Origin of the sequence: Bacillus sp. bc15, from assembly GCF_900142585.1 — a bacterium.
Classification (GTDB): Bacteria; Bacillota; Bacilli; order Bacillales; family Bacillaceae_G; genus Bacillus_A; species Bacillus_A cereus.
This window is the reverse complement of record NZ_FRBJ01000008.1, coordinates 89,591-108,781: the sequence shown is the minus strand read 5'-3', so window position 1 is coordinate 108,781 and position 19,191 is coordinate 89,591. Positions and strand designations below refer to the sequence as shown.

Sequence of the window (19,191 nt, the reverse complement as noted above, 5' to 3'; positions counted from 1 at the left end):
AAAAGGGTATATAGCGAGGTGAGGTATATGTATACGAATTTTTCAATTATTGGTTTTCTAATTTCAGTAATCCCGTTGTTTCTTATTATTCTTGCACTTAGATGGGTTCGTTTCATCTATAAAAATTCTGAGAAACAGGTAGAGCAAAATGAGAAAATCATTGAGCTGTTGATGGACATAAAGGAACAAAACGAAAAGGAGTCTAAGTGAAAAACTAGACTCCTTTTTATTATTTAATTAGTACCTCAATTTCATCAGCAAACTCTTAATTTCCTCATCTTCCATAAAGAGATCATGATGTTTCTGAGTAATCTTTGCAAGTGCAACGTCGTGATAGAAAAATTCTGTAAAGAACTTTACGAAAGGTTGTGACATTGTTTTCATCGCTTGCCATGATTCTTGTTCTACGCCAGCAAATAAAATTTCACGATCGTCAACGATGAGTAGCAAGTAGCGCTCTAATGCATTAGGCTCTTCAGCTGGGATTAGAAAATGCATGTTTTCTAAGTCTGTTTCTACTTCTCCAACAATAAGAGATTCAATTTGAACACCTTGTTTTGCTTTTTGTTCTAGTAAAGGGAGATATTCTAAAAGAGTATCATTCCAAGCTGAAATACGGATGGATTCTTGTGCACTTTCAATGAGTTCTTTACTTTGAACTCGAATAGAAGATTGCATTTTTAAGCTCCACACACGGTCATCTGTAAATGATTTTTTTGATATGTTTGTTTCCAGTTCTTTAATATTTGATTGGAATTCTGTCGTTAATTTTTCAATTGCTAGTTTTAGTGGTAATGCTGTATACAATTTTTTCTTTTCTGAAACAGAATCCATTACCATTCCTTTATCGATTAGGCGTGCTAGTACTTCATATATTTTTGCTTTTGGAACACCTGAATGCTTCACAATTGTTGTAGCATCTAATGGTTCATTGCTTGATACGACAACTTCATAAGCTTGGCTTTCATATTGTGAGAAACCGAATTTTTGTAACATAGTTCCCTCCGAACGAATGAGATTATATTTTAAGGATAATGAACTATTTGTTTTTGCACAAGTGGTAGTCCGTTTTCTAATTGTATTAAGGTGAGAATTAATTTCAATTTTTTAATTTTATCTATTATACTTAATATAATGATTAATAAGATTTCAATTTAATGCGAAGGGGATGCTGGGGGGAAGATGTTAAGAAGTTTACGTTTAAAAATTGCGGTAGTGTTTTCAGTACTTATTTCTATGATGTTCGTAATATTGGGTACAGCTGTGTATCAATTACAGAAAGAAAAGGAAGTGCGTTCCTTAGACGAGTATTCTCAAAATGCGATGGATCTTGTGACAGAGCAACTTACGACATTTGTTCAAAGAACGGATGAAGATATGGGGTATTACGCGAACAGTGAGATGATTCGTAATATGCTTCAAGGTGGGGTTACTCCAGAAGAGGAAGCGTTTTTAACGAAAGAGTTTGCAGAGTATAAAAAGAATCATCCTGGTATTTTAGATTTATATATTGGTACGAAAGATAAAAAAACATTAAGTGCCAATCTTGCTGAAGGTGGGCAAGTGCCAGAAGGATATGATCCAACGACAAGACCATGGTATAAAGATTCAGAGGCTGATGTAAAAAAGGTCCATTGGGGACAACCTTCTTATGAAATTGCAACAGGAAAGTTAAGTGTAGGTGTTTCTAAAGCAATTACAGCTCAAGATGGATCTGTATTAGGCGTTGTTGCGATGGATGTATCGCTTGGGACAATTCAGAAGTTGCTTCACAATATTCAATACAATAATGACGGAGAAATGTTTATTATAAATGATAAAAATATGGCTCTTGTTTATCCAGAAAAGATAGGAAAAGATGTTTCTAAAGAGCCACTTATAAAGAGCTTGAATAAAGAGGTAACAAAATATGCGGGCAGTACAATAAAAGGTGAAGATGTAGTAGTTTATAGTCAATCATTTGATACGATGAAATGGACGATAGGAATCTTTTATCCGAAAGAAACGATCGATGGGTTATTAAATAGTACGAGGAATACAGTTATTATAATGGCATGTATTAGTTTATTAGTTGGAATCGTAGCTTCCTACTTGTTCTCAAGAAGATTAGCAAGACCACTGCAACTATTAAAGAATCACGTGCAAAAAGTAGCAGAAGGCGATTTAACGCTGCGAATGAAAGTGACAAGTAAAGATGAAGTTGGAGAGTTGACTAAGCACTTTAATGATATGGTTGAACAAATGAATGAAATGGTAAGTAAAATTAAAAACAGCGTATCAACGGTGCAACAATCAACGAATAGTTTACATTACTTAACGAATGAAACAGTAGCGGCTAGTAGAGAAGTTTCAGGAGCAATGGATGATGTGAGTGGAGGAGCCTCTACTCTTGCGAATGGTGTGGATGAAGTTTCAGCTCAGCTCGAGAATATGGCGGAGTCAGTGGAACAAATGAATAGCTCCGTTGGTGAAATAAAAGGAGTGGCTGGCAAAGCGGAAGAGGCATCTAAGCAAGGATTAAATACAATGAGGAATTTAATCCGTACGAGGGGGCAATCATCTTCGATTGTTGTTCATACAGAAGAAGCATCGGATAAGTTAGAACAAAGAGTTGGATCGATTCAAAATGTTGTTGAGCTTATAAAAGGTATTTCGGATCAAACAAATTTACTTGCTTTAAATGCTTCGATTGAAGCTGCCCGTGCAGGTGAGCAAGGTAAGGGATTTGCGGTTGTTGCTGAAGAGGTTCGGAAATTAGCGGAACAATCAAAAGAGGCAACAGGAGAAATTACAACGATGATTGGTGATGTGCAAGTAGAAGTAAAAAGAGTTGTAGAAGTTGTAAGTAAATTGAAAGACATTGCAGATGTGCAAAATAAAGTGACGACAGAGGCAGAAATGGAGTTCCGCACAATTATGTCAGTTGTAAATACGATTAGTACTTCAGTTGAAAAAATTGTAGAAGAGGTACATAACATAGGTTACGAGCAAGGAGAAATTACAGCGGTAATGCACACAATTGCTGGTACGAGTCAAGAAAGTGCAGCTGTTTCCGAAGAGGTACATGCTGCAACGGAATCACAGGTGAATCATTTAGAAAAGGTAGCTCTCACGATGGAAAGTTTGACAGAACATATGAGAGATTTAGAAAGATTAGTCGAGCAGTTTAAAGTGGAAGAGTAACATATTAGTAAAATGATGAGGATTTCGGTAAAATAGACAATGGATATATAAGAAACGATTATAGGAGGAAGACTACTATGGCAATTGTTGATGTATCGATTATTCCAGTAGGAACAGGTAATCCAAGTGTTAGTGAATATGTAGCAGAAGTACAAAAGGTGCTAGAGAAAAATGCGGATCGCGTGAAGTATCAATTAACACCGATGAATACAATTATTGAAGGAGATCTTCCTGTCATTCTAGAAGTAATTCAACAAATGCATGAAGTGCCTTATACGAAAGGTGCACAGCGTGTTGCAACAACAATTCGTATTGATGATCGTCGTGATAAAGTAAGCACAATGGAGAAGAAATTAAACTCTGTTCGATCAAAATTATAAGAAAAAGCAGCGATCTTCGCTGCTTTTTTCATATAGGAGGTAAATAAGATGAGTGAAAAGTTTAATGAACAATTTGACGGGTTGTTAGAGAAATACACGGAATTATTACTTGGAGAGAGCAATGAAGAGCGAAAAGAACAGGTGCAGAAGTGGGCACTTTATTCTTACATAGCGAAGACGATGCCAGCTTTAGTGAAGCATTGGAATGAGACATATCCAGATGCGAAAGAAGAGATGGTGCAGTTAATTACGGATATTAAAAGGCTGAATGAAGAGAAGCGAAATGAGCAGTGAGAAAACTTGAGGTGAATGTTACCTCAAGTTTTCTTTATTAATATCCTTATATAATTTACATGGAATATTAAGGGTTTTATAGGCATGTCGAATATTTTCGGTATGCCTATTTTTGCCCTAGTAAACCCGTTTTTTCTAAATGTCGAAAAATATTCCCTTCATATTTACATGCGAGAATATAGGTTTTTAAATGTTTTTATAGTATTTTATAAATTATCTAAATAATTATTTGTATCCAATAATTTTAAACAATGATATAATTTTGAAGAGGGGTAAAAAACAGATAAATTACAGTCATAGGGGTGAATTACATGGAACAATTAATGCGAAATTCGTTTCTTTTCTTATCTAAAAATAAAGCGCTAACAAAACTGGCTAAAAAGTACGGTTTACGCTTTGGTGCAGGTCGCTTCGTCGCAGGGGAGACGATTGAATTAGCGACAGCTGCCATTCAGGCATTAAATAAGCAAGGACTTTGTGTAACAATCGATTATTTAGGTGAATTCGTTGATAATGAAGCGGAAGCAAATGAAATGGCTAACCAATCGATTGAAGCGATCCGTGCAATTGGAAGAGAAGGTCTTGATTCGCAGCTTTCTTTAAAGATGACTTCTATGGGATTAGATATCTCTGATGAAATCGTAATGAACAATATGCGCCGTATTTTAGAAGCGGCAAAAGAAAATGGTGTGTTCGTTACAATTGATATGGAAGACTATACACGCTGCGGGAAAACAATTGATATCTTTAAACAATTAAAATCTGAATACGATAATATTGGTACTGTTATTCAAGCTTACCTATATCGTACAGAAAAAGATATTGAAGATTTAAATGCTTATAATCCTAATTTACGTCTTGTAAAAGGTGCTTATAAAGAACCTGAAGAAGTGGCATTCCCAGACAAGAAAGATGTAGATGACAATTATAAAAAAATTATTAAAATGCACTTATTAAATGGGAATTATACTGCAATTGCTTCACATGACGAAGCGATTATTGAATATACAAAAAAACTTGCCGAAGAACACAACATTCCAAGGGATCAATTTGAATTCCAAATGTTATATGGTATTCGTAATGAGCGTCAACTTGAGCTAGTAAAAGAAGGTTACAAAATGCGTGTTTACGTACCTTATGGAAACGACTGGTATGGCTACTTCATGCGTCGTCTAGCAGAGCGTCCAGCAAACGTTGCGTTCGTATTAAAAGGTATGGTTAAAAAATAACCAAGGAGTAAATACTCCTTGGTTATTTTAATTGCTGAAATGCGTAATGTGCCATTTTCTTCGTATCAGGATACAGTTGCTTGCGGGTAGAAGATAATACAACATTAATGACACGTTTACCGTCTTTTTCATCCACTGTTACGACTGTATATTTGCCAAGTGCTGATAGACCGCTTTTACTTCCAATCGCATATGGATCGTCATATAGTTCTTCTCGTCCATAGTTTGCGATGTTTGGAGAGCGTTCTGAAGTATGTAGAGTTGTACGTGTTGAATTCATATATTCTAAAACAACTGGATACTTTAATGCTTCTTTCGTAATAATAGCAATGTCATATGGTGATACTTTATTCCCAATTGCATCAGCACCACTTGCGTTCTTGAAAGTTGCATGCTTTGTACCAAGTTCCTTTGCTCTAGCATTCATCATTTTCACAAATTCATTTTTTGATCCTGCGATATGTTCTGCAATTGATTCAGCTATTGGATCTGCACTAATGATAAGCATAAGTTTTAATGCCTCATCACGCTTTAATTTTTCTCCAGCACGAAGTTTAATTTTCTTGCTTTGACTTTCTGTTTTAATTGCATTTTCTGTAACCGTAATTTCTTCATCTTCTTTTACATTCTCTAGTAAAAGAAGGGTTGTCATCATTTTGGCTATACTAGCCGGATAAGAACGTTCGTCTTCGCGTTTCCCATATAAAATTTCACCTGTGTTTGCATCGATTGTAACCCCATATTGCCCAGTAATGTTAGGTTGATCAGCTCTTACAGCTTGTTGCCTTTGTGCATAAGAGAAGAAAATCATCCCTGTAAATAGTGTAGCAATCATTACAATCATAACTATTGTTCGTTTCATCATCGTTCCCTCTTTTGTTTTCCATATGTACAAATAAATTGGGCAGAAAAAGCAGCCATTAATCATTATGCCACGTTCTCTGCCCAAAAATATAGCGTTATTTTTCGCCCATATTATGCTTCTTATATTGTTGGTTATTACCTTGGCGTCCTTTTTCAACACCGTGATTATGTGGACCTGCGTTTCCAGTTACACTAGCTGCACTAATTCCAGCCTTTGAAGGGTTCTTCTTAAGTTTTGCCATATATATTCCTCCAGTTTCGTCAGATTATAAAAAGGAAAAGTGCATTTAAACAAAGAAAATACACATGTATAGCATAGCCAAATGAAAGAAAAATATTTATTTCAGAAAATTTTATCAATAAATATATTGCGAAAATTTAAACAGTATCATATATTTATTAGTAGAGGCTCACTCATTGATTGCGACTTATGTCGAAAAATTGAATGAGCATTCATTCAAGAATAGGGGGAGAATTGGATGTTCCAAATTAAAAAGGCTGCTGTTCTAGGTTCAGGCGTAATGGGTTCGGGAATTGCGGCACACTTAGCTAATATTGGTATTCCGACATTATTGCTTGATATTGTACCACCTGCGCTTACGAAAGAAGAGGAAGCGAAGGGACTTACATTAGAACATAAAAGTGTGAGAAATCGTTTTAGTAATACGGCTGTACAGAAACTATTGAAGCAAAAACCAGCTCCTCTGACAGTGAAAGGAAATCTAGCACTGATTGAAGCAGGTAACTTAGAAGATGATCTTGAGCTTCTTGCTGATGTAGATTGGATTATTGAAGTAGTAGTTGAAAACTTAGATATTAAAAAGAAATTATTTGAAAAAGTAGACGCTGTTCGTAAACCAGGTTCTATTGTAAGCTCGAATACGTCAGGTATTTCAGTTGAAAAAATGGCAGAAGGTCGTTCAGACGACTTCCAGAAACACTTCTTAGGCACACACTTTTTTAACCCACCACGATATTTAAAACTTCTAGAGGTAATACCGACGAAAGAAACAGATCCACAAGTATTAAGCTTCATGAAACTATTTGGCGAAGACGTTCTTGGAAAAGGCGTTGTTATCGCAAAAGACACACCAAACTTTATTGGAAACCGCATCGGTACGTACGGTTTATTAGTAACTCTTCAAGAGATGATAAAACGGGGCTACAGCATTGGGGAAGTTGATTCTGTAACAGGTCCATTAATTGGTCGTCCGAAGAGTGCAACGTTCCGTACATTAGATGTTGTTGGTTTAGATACATTCGTACACGTTGCAAATAACGTATATGAAAACGTACAAGAAGAAGAGCGTGATGTATTTAAAGTACCAGCTTTCATGCATGACATGCTTGATAAAAAATGGCTTGGAAGCAAAACAGGTCAAGGCTTCTTCTTAAAACAAGGAAAAGAAATTTTAGAACTAAATCCTGAAACGATGGAATATGAAGCGCGTAAAAAATTAAAAGCTGCATCCGTAGAGTTAAGTAAACAAGAAAAAGGATTAGCGAATAAATTGAAAGCGCTTGTATACGCAAAAGACCGCGCAGGAGAGTTATTATGGAACATCATTACACCAACTCTTTTATACTCTGCAAAACTTCATAAAGAAATTGCTGACGATATCGTTGCAATTGACCAAGCGATGAAGTGGGGCTTCGGCTGGGAGCAAGGGCCGTTTGAAGTTTGGGATGCAATCGGCGTTGAAAAATCTGTTCAAAAGATGGAAGAAAACGGCGTAGTCGTTCCTACTTGGGTGAAAGAAATGTTAGAGAAAGGTTTCACTACTTTCTATAAACATGATAACGGCGATAGCTACTATTACGATAATGGCGAATATAAGCTAATCGAGCGTAATAAAAAAGCAATTTCTCTTAAGCAATTAAAAGCGAAAAATGGTGTATTAAAGAAAAATAGCGGAGCGAGCTTAATTGATTTAGGCGACGGCATCCTTTGCTTAGAGTTCCATTCGAAGAGCAATGCAATCGGTATGGATATTACGCAAATGATTAACTACGCTGTTGATGAAGTAGAAAAGAATTATAAAGGTCTTGTTATCGGTAACCAATCGAAGAACTTCTGCGTTGGTGCGAACCTAGCAATGATCTTAATGGAAGCACAAGACGACAATTACTTTGAAATTGAGTTGGTTGTGAAAAACTTCCAAGATGCAATGACGAAAATTAAGTACTCTTCTAAGCCAGTTGTAGCAGCACCATACGGTATGACGCTTGGCGGAGGTACAGAAGTTTGCTTACCAGCAGCTAGCATTCAAGCTTCTAGTGAAACGTATATGGGCTTAGTAGAAGTTGGTGTTGGCTTAATCCCTGGCGGAGGCGGTAATAAAGAGCTATACATTAAACACTTAAATAAAATGCCAAACGGTGTAGAGTTTGATCTGCAAAAAGTTGCGAATAAAGTGTTCGAATCTGTAGCGATGGCGAAAGTTTCTACATCAGCACAAGAAGCTGTATCGAACAACTTCTTAGGCGATAAAGACGGTATTAGTGTGAATGGTGATCACTTACTATATGATGCGAAACAGAAAGCACTTGCTTTATATGAAGCGGGCTATAAAGCACCGATTCGTAAAAAGATACCAGTTGTTGGTGAAACAGGATATGCAACTCTTGTACTTGGTGCAGAAGCAATGCATTTATCAGGTTACATTTCTGAACATGATCTTCACATTGCGAAGAAACTTGCATATGTCATTGCGGGCGGAAAAGTGCCGTACGGAACAGAAGTTGATGAGCAGTATTTATTAGATGTAGAACGTGAAGCATTTATTAGCTTAGTAAGTGAGATGAAATCACAAGCAAGAATGCAGCACATGCTTGTAAAAGGAAAGCCATTACGTAACTAATAATGAGGGGAGATATCGTTCATGAGAGAAGCTGTCATTGTTGCGGGAGCAAGAACACCAATTGGAAAAGCAAAGAGGGGTTCATTAAAAACAGTTCGTCCTGACGATCTAGGGGCGTTAGTAGTAAAGGAAACGTTAAAGCGTGCAAATTATGAAGGACCAATCGATGATTTAATTTTCGGTTGTGCGATGCCAGAAGCAGAACAAGGTTTAAATATGGCTCGTAATATCGGCGGACTAGCAGGACTTTCTTACGATGTTCCAGCTATTACAATTAACCGTTACTGTTCTTCTGGTTTACAAAGTATCGCTTACGGAGCAGAGCGCATTATGCTTGGTCACTCTGAAGCTGTATTATCAGGCGGAGCGGAATCAATGAGTTTAGTTCCAATGATGGGACACGTTGTTCGTCCGAATAGTCGCCTTGTAGAAGCGGCTCCGGAATATTATATGGGTATGGGACATACAGCAGAGCAAGTTGCTGTGAAATATGGAATTTCTCGTGAAGAGCAAGATGCATTTGCAGTAAGAAGTCATCAACGTGCTGCCAAAGCATTAGCGGCAGGAAACTTTGCTGATGAAACAGTATCTGTAGATGTGACGTTACGCTCGGTTGGCTCAAACAATAAACTGCAAGAAGAAACAATCATTTTCGCACAAGATGAAGGTGTAAGAGCAGAGACGACGCTAGACATTTTAGGGAAATTACGTCCAGCATTTAATGTTCGCGGTTCTGTAACAGCTGGTAACTCTTCACAAATGAGTGACGGTGCAGCATCTGTACTATTAATGGATCGTGAAAAAGCAGTGAGCGATGGCATGAAGCCACTTGCGAAATTCCGTTCATTTGCAGTAGCTGGCGTACCACCAGAAGTAATGGGAATCGGCCCAATCGCTGCAATTCCAAAAGCGTTAAAACTAGCTGGCTTAGAGCTATCTGATATTGGCTTATTCGAACTAAACGAAGCATTTGCTTCTCAATCGATCCAAGTTATTCGTGAACTTGGTTTAGATGAAGAAAAAGTAAACGTAAACGGTGGTGCAATCGCACTTGGACATCCACTTGGCTGTACAGGAGCAAAACTAACACTATCTCTTATTCACGAAATGAAACGCCGCAACGAACAATTCGGTATCGTAACAATGTGTATTGGCGGCGGAATGGGAGCAGCGGGAGTGTTTGAATTACTATAAAAAAAGTGGAAGCGGCTTGTTCAGAATGTGAGGGGGATGGAGCTTCAGACGTAGAGGCGCTCTTTACCTCGTAGGAAGAAGCGAAGCCACCGAACATTCTAGCCGCTGGAACTGGATTATAAAAAAAGTGCAGGTGGCTCGCTCAGAACAGGAGGGCGTTGGAAGCCCTGACGAAGAGGCGCTTTTTGCCTCACAGGAAGGGGTGAAACGACCGACTGTTCTAGCCACTGGAACTGGATTATAAAAAAAGTGCAAGCAGTTCGCTCAGAACGAGACGACGCTAAAGCAAAGAATGGAAGCAACAAAGGTTTATAAAAAATAAACGGGAGAGCCAGCTTCTTTCAAAAAGAGAGAAGCTGCTCATGAAAATATGAAGGAGGAAATTTTCATGGAAAAAACAGTAGGAAATGCGGTTAAAGGCGGTAGCTTTTTAGTTGATGAGATTACGATTGATCAAGTGTTTACGCCAGAAGATTTTTCATCTGAGCATAAAATGATTGCAAAAACGACAGAGGACTTTATCGTAAATGAAGTTCTTCCAGAGCTTGAATATTTAGAGCAACATGAATTTGATCGTTCAGTTCGTCTTTTAAAAGAAGCTGGGGAGCTTGGTTTATTAGGCGCTGACGTACCAGAAGAGTACGGTGGGATTGGTCTTGATAAAGTAAGCTCAGCGTTAATCGCAGAGAAATTCTCTCGCGCTGGCGGCTTTGCAATCACTCACGGTGCTCACGTAGGTATCGGATCTTTACCAATCGTATTATTCGGTAACGAAGAGCAAAAGAAAAAGTATTTACCATTACTTGCAACTGGTGAAAAATTAGCTGCATACGCATTAACTGAGCCAGGTTCAGGATCTGACGCATTAGGCGCAAAAACAACTGCACGTTTAAATGCAGAAGGTACACATTATGTATTAAACGGTGAAAAACAGTGGATTACAAACTCTGCATTCGCTGACGTATTCGTTGTATATGCAAAAATTGATGGAGAGCATTTCTCAGCATTTATCGTAGAGAAAGAATACGCTGGTGTATCTACAAGCCCTGAAGAGAAGAAAATGGGTATTAAATGTTCTTCAACTCGTACGTTAATTTTAGAAGATGCGTTAGTACCGAAAGAAAACCTACTTGGTGAAATCGGTAAAGGTCATATTATCGCATTCAACATTTTAAATATCGGTCGTTATAAATTAGGTGTTGGTACAGTTGGATCTGCAAAACGTGCAGTAGAAATTTCAGCACAATATGCAAACCAACGTCAACAGTTCAAGCAACCAATCGCTCGCTTCCCATTAATTCAAGAGAAACTTGCGAATATGGCAGCAAAAACATATGCAGCTGAAAGTTCTGTATATCGTACAGTAGGTTTATTCGAAAGCCGCATGAGCACATTATCTGAAGAAGAAGTAAAAGACGGTAAAGCAGTAGCAGCTTCTATCGCTGAATATGCAATCGAGTGCTCTTTAAACAAAGTATTCGGTTCTGAAGTATTAGACTATACAGTAGATGAAGGTGTTCAAATTCACGGTGGTTACGGGTTTATGGCAGAGTACGAGATTGAAAGAATGTACCGTGATTCTCGTATTAACCGTATTTTCGAAGGAACGAACGAAATTAATCGCCTAATCGTACCAGGTACGTTCTTACGTAAAGCGATGAAAGGTGAATTACCACTTCTTCAAAAAGCACAAAAATTACAAGAAGAGTTAATGATGATGATGCCAGAAGAAGTAGGCGATGAGCCATTAGCACTTCAAAAATATTTAGTAACTAACGCGAAGAAAATCGGCTTAATGGTAGCTGGATTAGCTGCTCAAAAATACGGTAAAGCATTAGATAAAGAGCAAGAAATTCTTGTGAATATCGCTGACATTGTAAGCAATCTATACGCAATGGAATCAGCTGTTCTTCGTACAGAAAAAGCAATCAAAACAACTGGTCTTGAAAAGAATAAACAAAAAGTGTTATACACTGAAGTATTCTGCCAAGAAGCATTTAACGAAATCGAAGCAGATGCGAAAGAAACACTTATCGCAGTTGAAAACGGCGACATGCTGCGCATGATGTTATCATCATTACGTAAATTAACTCGCCACACACCACTTAACGTAATTCCGAAGAAACGTGAAATCGCTGCGAAAATTTTAGAAGATGAGCGTTACACAGTTTAATATCTTTAAAGAACAGTAGTCGTTTATACGGCTACTGTTCTTTTTTCTGAAAAAATGAAATTTTTAGTGGTATAAAACTAATACCATTAGTATAATAAAACTAATGGTATTAGTTTTCGTGAAGAGGGAGATGGGAATATGAGAATGATGCATGAAAAAACGGTATATCAATTGTCATTTTTGCCAAGAGCGTTTCCTGTGAATTGTTACTTTGTGGAGGAAGAGGATGGTTTAACTTTAATTGATGCTGCTTTGCCATATAGCGCAAAAGGAATTTTACAGGCGGCTGAGAAAATAGGAAAACCAATTACGAATATTGTATTAACACATGCGCATGATGATCACATCGGTGCATTAGACGCATTAAAGGAAGTACTTCCTCATGTTCCAGTCTACATTTCTAAGCGGGACGCAAAGCTGTTAGAAGGAGATACGACGTTACAAAAGGATGAACCAAATAAGCCAATAAAAGGCGGTGTACCTAAAAAGATAAAAACGGTACCTGATGTTTTATTGGAAGATGGCGACCGAGTTGGATCGCTTCTTGCGATTATGACACCGGGACATACGCCGGGCTCCATGTCGTTTCTTGATGTACGAAATAAAGCTCTTATTGTTGGGGATGCATTTCAAACAAGAGGAGGTATGGCTGTTTCGGGACAAATGAAATTTTGGTTTCCGTTTCCAGCGATGGCAACGTGGAGCAAAGAAATATCATTACAAAGTGCACAGAAGCTAAGCGAATATGAACCTTCCTTGCTTGCGGCAGGGCACGGAAAAATGATAAAGGATCCAGGGGCTGTCATAGAGCTTGCTATTCAGGAAGCGAAGCGGAATATAGAAAGTAAGAAAGAGGGTTAATTTATGTCACCTAGAATCGGACTTACATTACAGAAAATTGTAGAAACAGCTGCAGAAATTGCAGATACAAATGGAATACAAGAAGTAACGTTAGCTTCATTAGCGCAAAGATTAGGGATACGTTCGCCCTCACTATATAATCATGTAAAAGGGTTACAAGATGTACGGAAAAATCTTGGTATTTACGGAATACAACAGCTGCATAACAAACTGGAAGAAGCAGCCGAGGATAAACAGATGGATGAAGCAATTCATGCATTAGGAGAAGCATATGTAGCATTTGTCCGAAAACATCCTGGACTATATGAAGCAACTTTTTTACGAGATGAAGAAGTAAGAAAAGCAGGTGACGGAATTGTAAAGCTTTGTCTTCGAGTTTTACAACAGTATGGCTTAGAAGGAGAGAATGCACTTCATGCGACACGCGGATTCAGAAGTATTTGTCATGGATTTGCTTCGATTGAACAGCAAGGCGGATTTGGTTTGCCGTTAGATCTGGATATAAGTTTACATGTATTATTGGAAACGTTTATTAAAGGATTACGTGAATAAGAAACGAGGCAAACAAAAACCTTAGAAGTGATTCTAAGGTTTTTTAGTGCATATAATTCGAAAAGAGCGGTAGGCTTTTTCTCATTACATGATATTATTTAGCAGGTTTGAAAAATGTGTATATAGCTACGGAAAGGCAAACGAAAATAAAAGCAATAGGATCTTGATATGGACTAGGCTCAGAGCCCTTCTGGATTTCTGTAAGGAAGTCATGTGTTTTCATGTTCATTGCTCCTTTAACTAATAAGTTTTATATGATGCGAGGGTTATGGTGGATAGATAAGAAATTTTTGGAATTTCATCTAATAATTATTCTATAGTAATCTAATTCCAAAAACTATATAATACAAAGCTTTCATGATATGTAAAATTGCATATTATTCTTTTTGAAAAATTTTTTATATTATCTATATATTTGTATTAAAGGGTTTTTGTTAAGGTAATGAAAACAAATGGAGGAATAGTATGAGAAAAACAGTATTAGACGCGTATAATGCAGAAAGAGAAGTAGATAACATAACATATAAAAATCTAGTTGTAACGATTGCAAGCATTCTAGGGTTCTCACTCTTAGGGGGATTATTCCTTGCTTTAGCCCTTGGGATTTTTGGAGAAGAGGTATTACGTGCTAATTTAGAGGGATATTATTTACTTCTATTTGATGCAGCTGTTGTTACTATTGTTTTATTTGCGTATAAACCAGTGCTTCATTTTATTAAGAACATATGGGATGTATCTATTTTAAAAAATGGGAAAACCTACTTGTATTTATTAATAGGTTTTATCATCATTGCATTAACTCAGTATGTAATGTTAGAGTTGTTTAGCTTTGAAAGTGCAGAGCAGCAACGAGATCAATTAGGGAGCTTAGGACTTCAAAATAGTCTACAAAGTATTATATATGTGTTAAGTGTTGCTATAATTACACCAATTAAAGAAGAAATTTTATATAGAGGTATTTTGTATCGATTTTTTGAAAAGAAATATAGTTTTCTAGTTGGTATCATTATTTCTTCCTTTATCTTTGGGATTCTTCATGGTGGTTTTCCAGTTACGGCAATGATTATGGGGATTGTATTTGCTATGTTATATAAGAAAACACAATCTATTTTACCTAGCATTATTTTACATATTGTATGGAACCTACTTGTGAGTATAAGTATGATTGTTTCTTTATAAAATTGAATGAATATTTAGCATAAAAGATGAATGGCCTAGCTATTCATCTTTTATTTTGTTTATATGTGCGAAAAGTTGATGAATACAATCCAAAAAGAACCAAATACTAATGATGAATGAACAAAGAAAGGCGGGTATGTTATATGCAAAACTTAACAGAGCTTGAAGTAGAAAACTTACGTCATTTAATTGGTGGACACGCAACAATTATTAACAAGTTGGAGCAGTATGCACAGACGTGTACAGATCCACAACTGAAACAAATGCTACAAAAAGATGCGCAAGATGCACGAAATACAAAACAGCAATTACTGACTTTCCTAGGATAGGAGGAAGAGAAAGATGAATGAAAAAGATATGGTAAATGATTATTTAGCAGGATTGAATGCAAGTTTAACAAGCTATGCAAATTATATTGCTCAGTCTGATAATGAACAGTTACATCAAACGTTAATTCAAATTCGTAATCAAGACGAGGCGCGCCAACGTAATATGTATGAGTACGCAAAGCAAAAGAGTTATTACAAACCGGCAGCACCTGCTAATCCAATGATTGTACAGCAATTAAAAAGTCAATTAAGTGCGGAACAATAGTGAAAAGAAAACGAGCGAATTTATTCGCTCGTTTTCTTTTTGTATATGTCAATAAATACATAATAAATATTTTTCCAGTTGTAACAAATATGACGAAAATGGAATATAACAATTCACAAAAAGGCCAAAAATTTTGTTCAATATTTCACAAAGTATCCATGGTTTCTATCGTGAGAACCTCTATAATTAGGAGTGTAAAGAGCAAAAGAAATAGATTATATGATCAATTAGGAGAGATTGCTATGAAAAGACATACAAGAAAAATTGCAATTATCGGTACTGGATTAGTTGGATCAAGTTGTGCGTATTCTATTGTGAATCAAGGTATTTGCGAAGAGCTATTATTAATTGATATAAATCATGAACGTGCAGTTGGGGAAGCAATGGATTTATCACATTGCATTAACTTTACAAATACAAGAACAAAAGTATATGCAGGAAACTATGAAGACTGCAAAGATATGGACATTGTCATTATTACAGCAGGACCAGCACCAAAACCAGGGCAAAGTCGCTTAGATACTTTAGGAGCGAGTGCGAAGATTATGGAAAGTGTTGTTGTTGGCGTAATGGAAAGTGGATTTGATGGTATTTTCTTACTTGCATCGAACCCAGTTGATATTATTACATATCAAGTTTGGAAATTATCTGGATTACCTAGAAATCGCGTAATCGGTACTGGTACATCACTAGATTCTTCTCGCTTAAGAACAATTTTATCTGAAATGCTACATGTAGACCCTCGTAGTATTCATGGGTATTCATTAGGAGAACATGGTGATTCTCAAATGGTTGCTTGGTCTCATGTAACTGTTGGTGGAAAGCCAATTCTGCAAATTTTAGAAGAACAAAAAGAACGATTTGGAGAAATAAATTTAGATGAAATTGTTGAGAAAACTGCAAAAGCTGGCTGGGAAATTTATAAACGTAAAGGAACTACTTATTACGGAATCGGAAACTCTCTAGCGTATATTGCGAGTTCAATCTTTAACGATGATCACCGTGTCATTGCTGTATCAGCCATTTTAGATGGTGAGTACGGTGAATACGATATTTGTACAGGAGTACCAGCTATTATTACTAGAGACGGTATAAGAGAAGTTGTAGAACTCAATTTAACAGAGGATGAAGAATCTCGATTCGCAAAATCAAACGATATTTTACGTGATTATATGAAAACAATTGGTTACTAACTTATAGAAGAAGGTGAAACAAATGAAGGAATATATAATGTCTCGTGTATTTAAAGCATCTGCTGGAATCGCACAAGGTATTTTCGTATCCCTCGGAATTGGTTTACTAATCGAAAATATAGGAAGAATTGTTGATATTCCGTTGCTTATTACAATCGGAGTTGTTGCAAAATCACTAATGGCACCAGCGATTGGTGCCGGCATTGCTTTTATGCTCGGTGCAAACGGTCTTGTAATCTTCTCGGCGATGGTAGCCGGAGCGATTGGTGCCGGATCCATTTCAATTACTGAAGCTGGTCTAATTATTAAAACAGGTGAGCCAATCGGTGCATTATTAACAGCAACTTTAGCTGTATATATTGGTAAACGTTTAAGCGGAAAAACTGCTTTAGATATGATGCTCGTTCCATTTGCGGCCATATTAGGTTCTGGTTTAGTTGGTATTTGGTTATCTCATAATATTACTCCTGTTTTAAATGCAGTTGGAGCGTTCATTAAAGATAGCTCAGCTGGTAGCCCGTTTATCGCTTCTATCGTCATTGCAGTAGTTTGGGGACTATTACTTATCTCTCCAGCTTCATCAGCTGCGTTAGCGATCGCACTTAGCTTAGACGGTGTTGCAGGTGGTGCAGCTCTTGCCGGATGCGTCGCTCAGTTTATCGGATTCTCTGTCATCTCAGCAAAAGAAAACAATTTAGGTGGCATATTAGCTCAAGCTCTTTGTACTCCGAAAGTACAGTTGCCAAATATCACTAAAAATCCAATGATTCTCGTCCCAACTGTCGTCGCCAGTGCTATAGTTGGTCCGGTATCCGCATTAATTTTCCAACTGGAAGCAGGAAAAGAAATTGCAGGTCTTGGATTAAGTTCTCTTATCGCACCAATTAATTTAATTTCCAGCGAAGGATGGGAAGTTCTCCCGGCGATGGTAATTACTTATATCGTCATTCCAGTAGCTGTTTCTTATATACTTTACATTGCTCTTAAAAAAGCAGGTCGTATTCATTCTGGTGATATGACTGTACCGCAATCTTAAATTGAAAATCTCCTTAATAATAGATAAAAGCAGACTGAGAAGCCACAGTCTGCTTTTTTGTCATGTTACATTCTATGATTTTGTTTTACTGGAACTCTTATTGATTCTTTGGCCAATAAGAGTTGAACGCCGAAGTAAAGTATGCTTGCAAGTGTCATTCCAGAAACGGCATCTACAAAGGCATGTTGCTTCGTAAATAGCGTTGATAAAATAATAAGTGTACCGAAGAAAGTAAGGATGTAATATTCAAAAGCATGTTGTTCTCTACGCTTAAAGGCAGCTAACATAATTACAAATGTAGTAAGAACGTGAATGCTAGGGAAACAGTTTACTGGCTGGTCGATACTATAAATATAGCGAACTAGTTCAGAAAATACATCTGTTCCAACGACAGTCGGACGCGGTACAGTTGTTTGCCAAAAATAATAAATAGAAAAACAAGCAAGCTTTCCAAAAATAACACTACTTAAAGTGACATAATATTGCTTTCGGTCAGCGAAGCAGTAATAAATAAGTGCGCCGTATAAGTATGGAAACCAAAGTAAATAAGGAATAATAAATGCTTTTACAAATGGAATCCAATCATCTACTACAGTTGTAACGTCTACTGCGTGAACAGTCGATTTATTTAATACGTCGTAAAGGGGACTTACGAGTACGAGTAGAAGTATATAACTTAACGGAAGAAAAGATGAAAGTTTAAATTTCTTCATGTTGATCTCCTATGTTTAGTAATGTAAGTAAATTCAATTGATTATAATATAGAAACGTGAATTGGGCTATCGATTTTACTTACATTTTCTTGAATTAACCTTACGTTTTTGTCACTTGACTAAAAAGAAGGGGGAGGGTGCTAAATGAAGCGTTTATCATATTTTTTAGTTTTTATATTGTTATGCCTAGTAGGTGCTGGGTGTGCAAAGAATAACGAAGGAGAAAAATTAGAATATAACGGAAGAGCACTCGTAATTGGAGTTGTTGGAGAAAAGCCGAAAGATACGTTTAGGAATGTAAAGTTTGAAAGTATAAAGTTAGAAGAAATGCAGGAGAAATCAGCAAAAGTTGATGGTTTTTTCGTTATGAAAGAATACTTTAAAGAGGCATCAAAGGAGCAGTATACGGACTTATTTTTATCGTTAAAGAAGCCGGTATTTTTTATTGGTTTGCAAGATAGACCGTATTTAATTTTTACTAACAAGGATTTAGATTATGATAATACCCCAAAGGATAAAACGATGACGTATACGCAAGGGTTTGTAAATATGGGGAACCCTGAAGGTCAATATTGGGGTATGGGATTATATAATGATACTGTTTCCGATCGAAATATTCATAATATGTATATAGTAGTATTTCAAACCATTTCGGATTACTTAAGTCGATGATGAAGGAGCCTGTAAAAAAGGCTTCTTATTTTTTAAAAATAAACGTTTGTTTAAGCTGTATGTTCGGTAGGAAGAAACCGATGCAGCTCAAAGGTTAAGAAAGAAAAATGGAGAATTAATCAAACGTTTGTTTAAGCTGTATGTTCGGTAGAAAGAAACTCATGTAGTTCAAAGGCTAACAAAGAAAAATAAGAAATTAATCAAACGCTTGTT

20 protein-coding genes are annotated in these 19,191 nt (G+C 36.8%); 16 read left to right on the top strand and 4 right to left on the bottom strand.

Translation table 11 applies throughout. From position 1 onward, the window contains the following. Window positions 1–27: 27 nt before the first annotated feature. The gene (locus BUA87_RS22480) at window positions 28–210 is read left to right on the top strand and encodes a hypothetical protein (protein WP_071714577.1); all 183 of its coding nucleotides are present in this window, start codon (window positions 28–30) and stop codon (window positions 208–210) included. A gap of 27 nt (window positions 211–237) precedes the next feature. Here the strand turns inward: BUA87_RS22480 and BUA87_RS22475 are convergent, their stop codons facing one another. Next, window positions 238–996: a TrmB family transcriptional regulator gene (locus BUA87_RS22475; protein ID WP_000939481.1), complete on the bottom strand. Its 759-nt coding sequence runs from the start codon at window positions 994–996 to the stop codon at window positions 238–240. 186 nt (window positions 997–1,182) lie between these two features. Between BUA87_RS22475 and BUA87_RS22470 the strand changes: the two genes are divergently transcribed. The 4 genes from BUA87_RS22470 (at window position 1,183) to BUA87_RS22455 (ending at window position 5,086) form a co-directional block, all read left to right on the top strand. Continuing rightward, window positions 1,183–3,183 carry a methyl-accepting chemotaxis protein gene (locus BUA87_RS22470; protein ID WP_072940873.1) on the top strand — a complete coding sequence of 667 codons (2,001 nt, stop codon included), beginning with the start codon at window positions 1,183–1,185 and terminating at the stop codon, window positions 3,181–3,183. Between the two features lie 77 nt (window positions 3,184–3,260). Continuing rightward, window positions 3,261–3,563 carry an MTH1187 family thiamine-binding protein gene (locus tag BUA87_RS22465; protein ID WP_001018860.1) on the top strand — a complete coding sequence of 101 codons (303 nt, stop codon included), beginning with the start codon at window positions 3,261–3,263 and terminating at the stop codon, window positions 3,561–3,563. Window positions 3,564–3,611: 48 nt separating this feature from the next. Beyond that, window positions 3,612–3,857, top strand: coding sequence for a YusU family protein (locus tag BUA87_RS22460; RefSeq protein ID WP_001290594.1), 246 nt, complete (start codon window positions 3,612–3,614; stop codon window positions 3,855–3,857). Window positions 3,858–4,168: 311 nt separating this feature from the next. Continuing rightward, window positions 4,169–5,086, top strand: coding sequence for a proline dehydrogenase family protein (locus BUA87_RS22455; RefSeq protein ID WP_000436780.1), 918 nt, complete (start codon window positions 4,169–4,171; stop codon window positions 5,084–5,086). A 22-nt stretch (window positions 5,087–5,108) separates the two neighbouring features. Here BUA87_RS22455 and BUA87_RS22450 read toward each other — a convergent pair whose 3' ends face one another. Both BUA87_RS22450 and BUA87_RS22445 read right to left on the bottom strand, forming a co-directional pair. Beyond that, window positions 5,109–5,948 (bottom strand): D-alanyl-D-alanine carboxypeptidase family protein, encoded by an 840-nt coding sequence (locus BUA87_RS22450; protein WP_000831466.1) that lies wholly within the window; start codon window positions 5,946–5,948, stop codon window positions 5,109–5,111. 97 nt (window positions 5,949–6,045) lie between these two features. Next, window positions 6,046–6,192, bottom strand: a complete 147-nt coding sequence (locus BUA87_RS22445) for a YuzL family protein (protein WP_001096344.1) — start codon at window positions 6,190–6,192, stop codon at window positions 6,046–6,048. A 237-nt stretch (window positions 6,193–6,429) separates the two neighbouring features. On the opposite strand from BUA87_RS22445, the gene BUA87_RS22440 reads away from it, so the two are divergent. The 10 genes from BUA87_RS22440 to BUA87_RS22395 all read left to right on the top strand — a co-directional run bounded on the left by BUA87_RS22440 (window position 6,430) and on the right by BUA87_RS22395 (window position 17,593). Next, window positions 6,430–8,811 carry a 3-hydroxyacyl-CoA dehydrogenase/enoyl-CoA hydratase family protein gene (locus BUA87_RS22440; protein WP_000486359.1) on the top strand — a complete coding sequence of 794 codons (2,382 nt, stop codon included), beginning with the start codon at window positions 6,430–6,432 and terminating at the stop codon, window positions 8,809–8,811. A gap of 21 nt (window positions 8,812–8,832) precedes the next feature. Next, window positions 8,833–10,005, top strand: a complete 1,173-nt coding sequence (locus tag BUA87_RS22435) for an acetyl-CoA C-acetyltransferase (protein WP_001206331.1) — start codon at window positions 8,833–8,835, stop codon at window positions 10,003–10,005. Window positions 10,006–10,393: 388 nt separating this feature from the next. Beyond that, window positions 10,394–12,178, top strand: a complete 1,785-nt coding sequence (locus tag BUA87_RS22430; RefSeq protein ID WP_000416293.1) for an acyl-CoA dehydrogenase family protein — start codon at window positions 10,394–10,396, stop codon at window positions 12,176–12,178. Window positions 12,179–12,316: 138 nt separating this feature from the next. Continuing rightward, window positions 12,317–13,039 carry an MBL fold metallo-hydrolase gene (locus tag BUA87_RS22425; protein ID WP_046393069.1) on the top strand — a complete coding sequence of 241 codons (723 nt, stop codon included), beginning with the start codon at window positions 12,317–12,319 and terminating at the stop codon, window positions 13,037–13,039. Between the two features lie 3 nt (window positions 13,040–13,042). Continuing rightward, window positions 13,043–13,591: a TetR/AcrR family transcriptional regulator gene (locus BUA87_RS22420; protein WP_000074940.1), complete on the top strand. Its 549-nt coding sequence runs from the start codon at window positions 13,043–13,045 to the stop codon at window positions 13,589–13,591. Between the two features lie 465 nt (window positions 13,592–14,056). After that, entirely contained in the window at window positions 14,057–14,770 is a 714-nt protein-coding gene (locus BUA87_RS22415; RefSeq protein WP_001232991.1) for a CPBP family intramembrane glutamic endopeptidase, read from the top strand. Between the two features lie 143 nt (window positions 14,771–14,913). After that, window positions 14,914–15,099, top strand: a complete 186-nt coding sequence (locus BUA87_RS22410) for a hypothetical protein (protein ID WP_001180554.1) — start codon at window positions 14,914–14,916, stop codon at window positions 15,097–15,099. Window positions 15,100–15,112: 13 nt separating this feature from the next. Continuing rightward, window positions 15,113–15,364: a spore coat protein gene (locus BUA87_RS22405; RefSeq protein WP_001002982.1), complete on the top strand. Its 252-nt coding sequence runs from the start codon at window positions 15,113–15,115 to the stop codon at window positions 15,362–15,364. An 89-nt stretch (window positions 15,365–15,453) separates the two neighbouring features. Beyond that, window positions 15,454–16,557, top strand: coding sequence for an L-lactate dehydrogenase (locus tag BUA87_RS22400; protein WP_255291138.1), 1,104 nt, complete (start codon window positions 15,454–15,456; stop codon window positions 16,555–16,557). Window positions 16,558–16,579: 22 nt separating this feature from the next. Further along, entirely contained in the window at window positions 16,580–17,593 is a 1,014-nt protein-coding gene (locus BUA87_RS22395; protein WP_000666168.1) for a PTS sugar transporter subunit IIC, read from the top strand. 65 nt (window positions 17,594–17,658) lie between these two features. Here BUA87_RS22395 and BUA87_RS22390 read toward each other — a convergent pair whose 3' ends face one another. Next, complete coding sequence (locus BUA87_RS22390) at window positions 17,659–18,306, bottom strand: phosphatase PAP2 family protein (protein WP_000713773.1); 648 nt, start codon at window positions 18,304–18,306, stop codon at window positions 17,659–17,661. Between the two features lie 144 nt (window positions 18,307–18,450). Between BUA87_RS22390 and BUA87_RS22385 the strand changes: the two genes are divergently transcribed. Beyond that, the gene (locus tag BUA87_RS22385; protein ID WP_000826910.1) at window positions 18,451–18,978 is read left to right on the top strand and encodes a hypothetical protein; all 528 of its coding nucleotides are present in this window, start codon (window positions 18,451–18,453) and stop codon (window positions 18,976–18,978) included. The last annotated feature ends 213 nt before the right edge of the window (window positions 18,979–19,191 follow it).

Bases quoted from the DNA above. Each gene is read 5' to 3' on its own strand.
- BUA87_RS22425 (WP_046393069.1), top strand. From the start codon at position 12,317: ATGAGAATGATGCATGAAAAAACGGTATATCAATTGTCATTTTTGCCA.
- BUA87_RS22395 (WP_000666168.1), top strand. From the start codon at position 16,580: ATGAAGGAATATATAATGTCTCGTGTATTTAAAGCATCTGCTGGAATC.
- BUA87_RS22400 (WP_255291138.1), top strand. From the start codon at position 15,454: ATGACGAAAATGGAATATAACAATTCACAAAAAGGCCAAAAATTTTGT.
- BUA87_RS22420 (WP_000074940.1), top strand. From the start codon at position 13,043: ATGTCACCTAGAATCGGACTTACATTACAGAAAATTGTAGAAACAGCT.
- BUA87_RS22455 (WP_000436780.1), top strand. From the start codon at position 4,169: ATGGAACAATTAATGCGAAATTCGTTTCTTTTCTTATCTAAAAATAAA.
- BUA87_RS22390 (WP_000713773.1), bottom strand. From the start codon at position 18,306: ATGAAGAAATTTAAACTTTCATCTTTTCTTCCGTTAAGTTATATACTT.
- BUA87_RS22445 (WP_001096344.1), bottom strand. From the start codon at position 6,192: ATGGCAAAACTTAAGAAGAACCCTTCAAAGGCTGGAATTAGTGCAGCT.
- BUA87_RS22450 (WP_000831466.1), bottom strand. From the start codon at position 5,948: ATGAAACGAACAATAGTTATGATTGTAATGATTGCTACACTATTTACA.
- BUA87_RS22435 (WP_001206331.1), top strand. From the start codon at position 8,833: ATGAGAGAAGCTGTCATTGTTGCGGGAGCAAGAACACCAATTGGAAAA.
- BUA87_RS22410 (WP_001180554.1), top strand. From the start codon at position 14,914: ATGCAAAACTTAACAGAGCTTGAAGTAGAAAACTTACGTCATTTAATT.
- BUA87_RS22440 (WP_000486359.1), top strand. From the start codon at position 6,430: ATGTTCCAAATTAAAAAGGCTGCTGTTCTAGGTTCAGGCGTAATGGGT.
- BUA87_RS22475 (WP_000939481.1), bottom strand. From the start codon at position 996: ATGTTACAAAAATTCGGTTTCTCACAATATGAAAGCCAAGCTTATGAA.
- BUA87_RS22460 (WP_001290594.1), top strand. From the start codon at position 3,612: ATGAGTGAAAAGTTTAATGAACAATTTGACGGGTTGTTAGAGAAATAC.
- BUA87_RS22470 (WP_072940873.1), top strand. From the start codon at position 1,183: ATGTTAAGAAGTTTACGTTTAAAAATTGCGGTAGTGTTTTCAGTACTT.
- BUA87_RS22480 (WP_071714577.1), top strand. From the start codon at position 28: ATGTATACGAATTTTTCAATTATTGGTTTTCTAATTTCAGTAATCCCG.
- BUA87_RS22405 (WP_001002982.1), top strand. From the start codon at position 15,113: ATGAATGAAAAAGATATGGTAAATGATTATTTAGCAGGATTGAATGCA.
- BUA87_RS22415 (WP_001232991.1), top strand. From the start codon at position 14,057: ATGAGAAAAACAGTATTAGACGCGTATAATGCAGAAAGAGAAGTAGAT.
- BUA87_RS22465 (WP_001018860.1), top strand. From the start codon at position 3,261: ATGGCAATTGTTGATGTATCGATTATTCCAGTAGGAACAGGTAATCCA.
- BUA87_RS22385 (WP_000826910.1), top strand. From the start codon at position 18,451: ATGAAGCGTTTATCATATTTTTTAGTTTTTATATTGTTATGCCTAGTA.
- BUA87_RS22430 (WP_000416293.1), top strand. From the start codon at position 10,394: ATGGAAAAAACAGTAGGAAATGCGGTTAAAGGCGGTAGCTTTTTAGTT.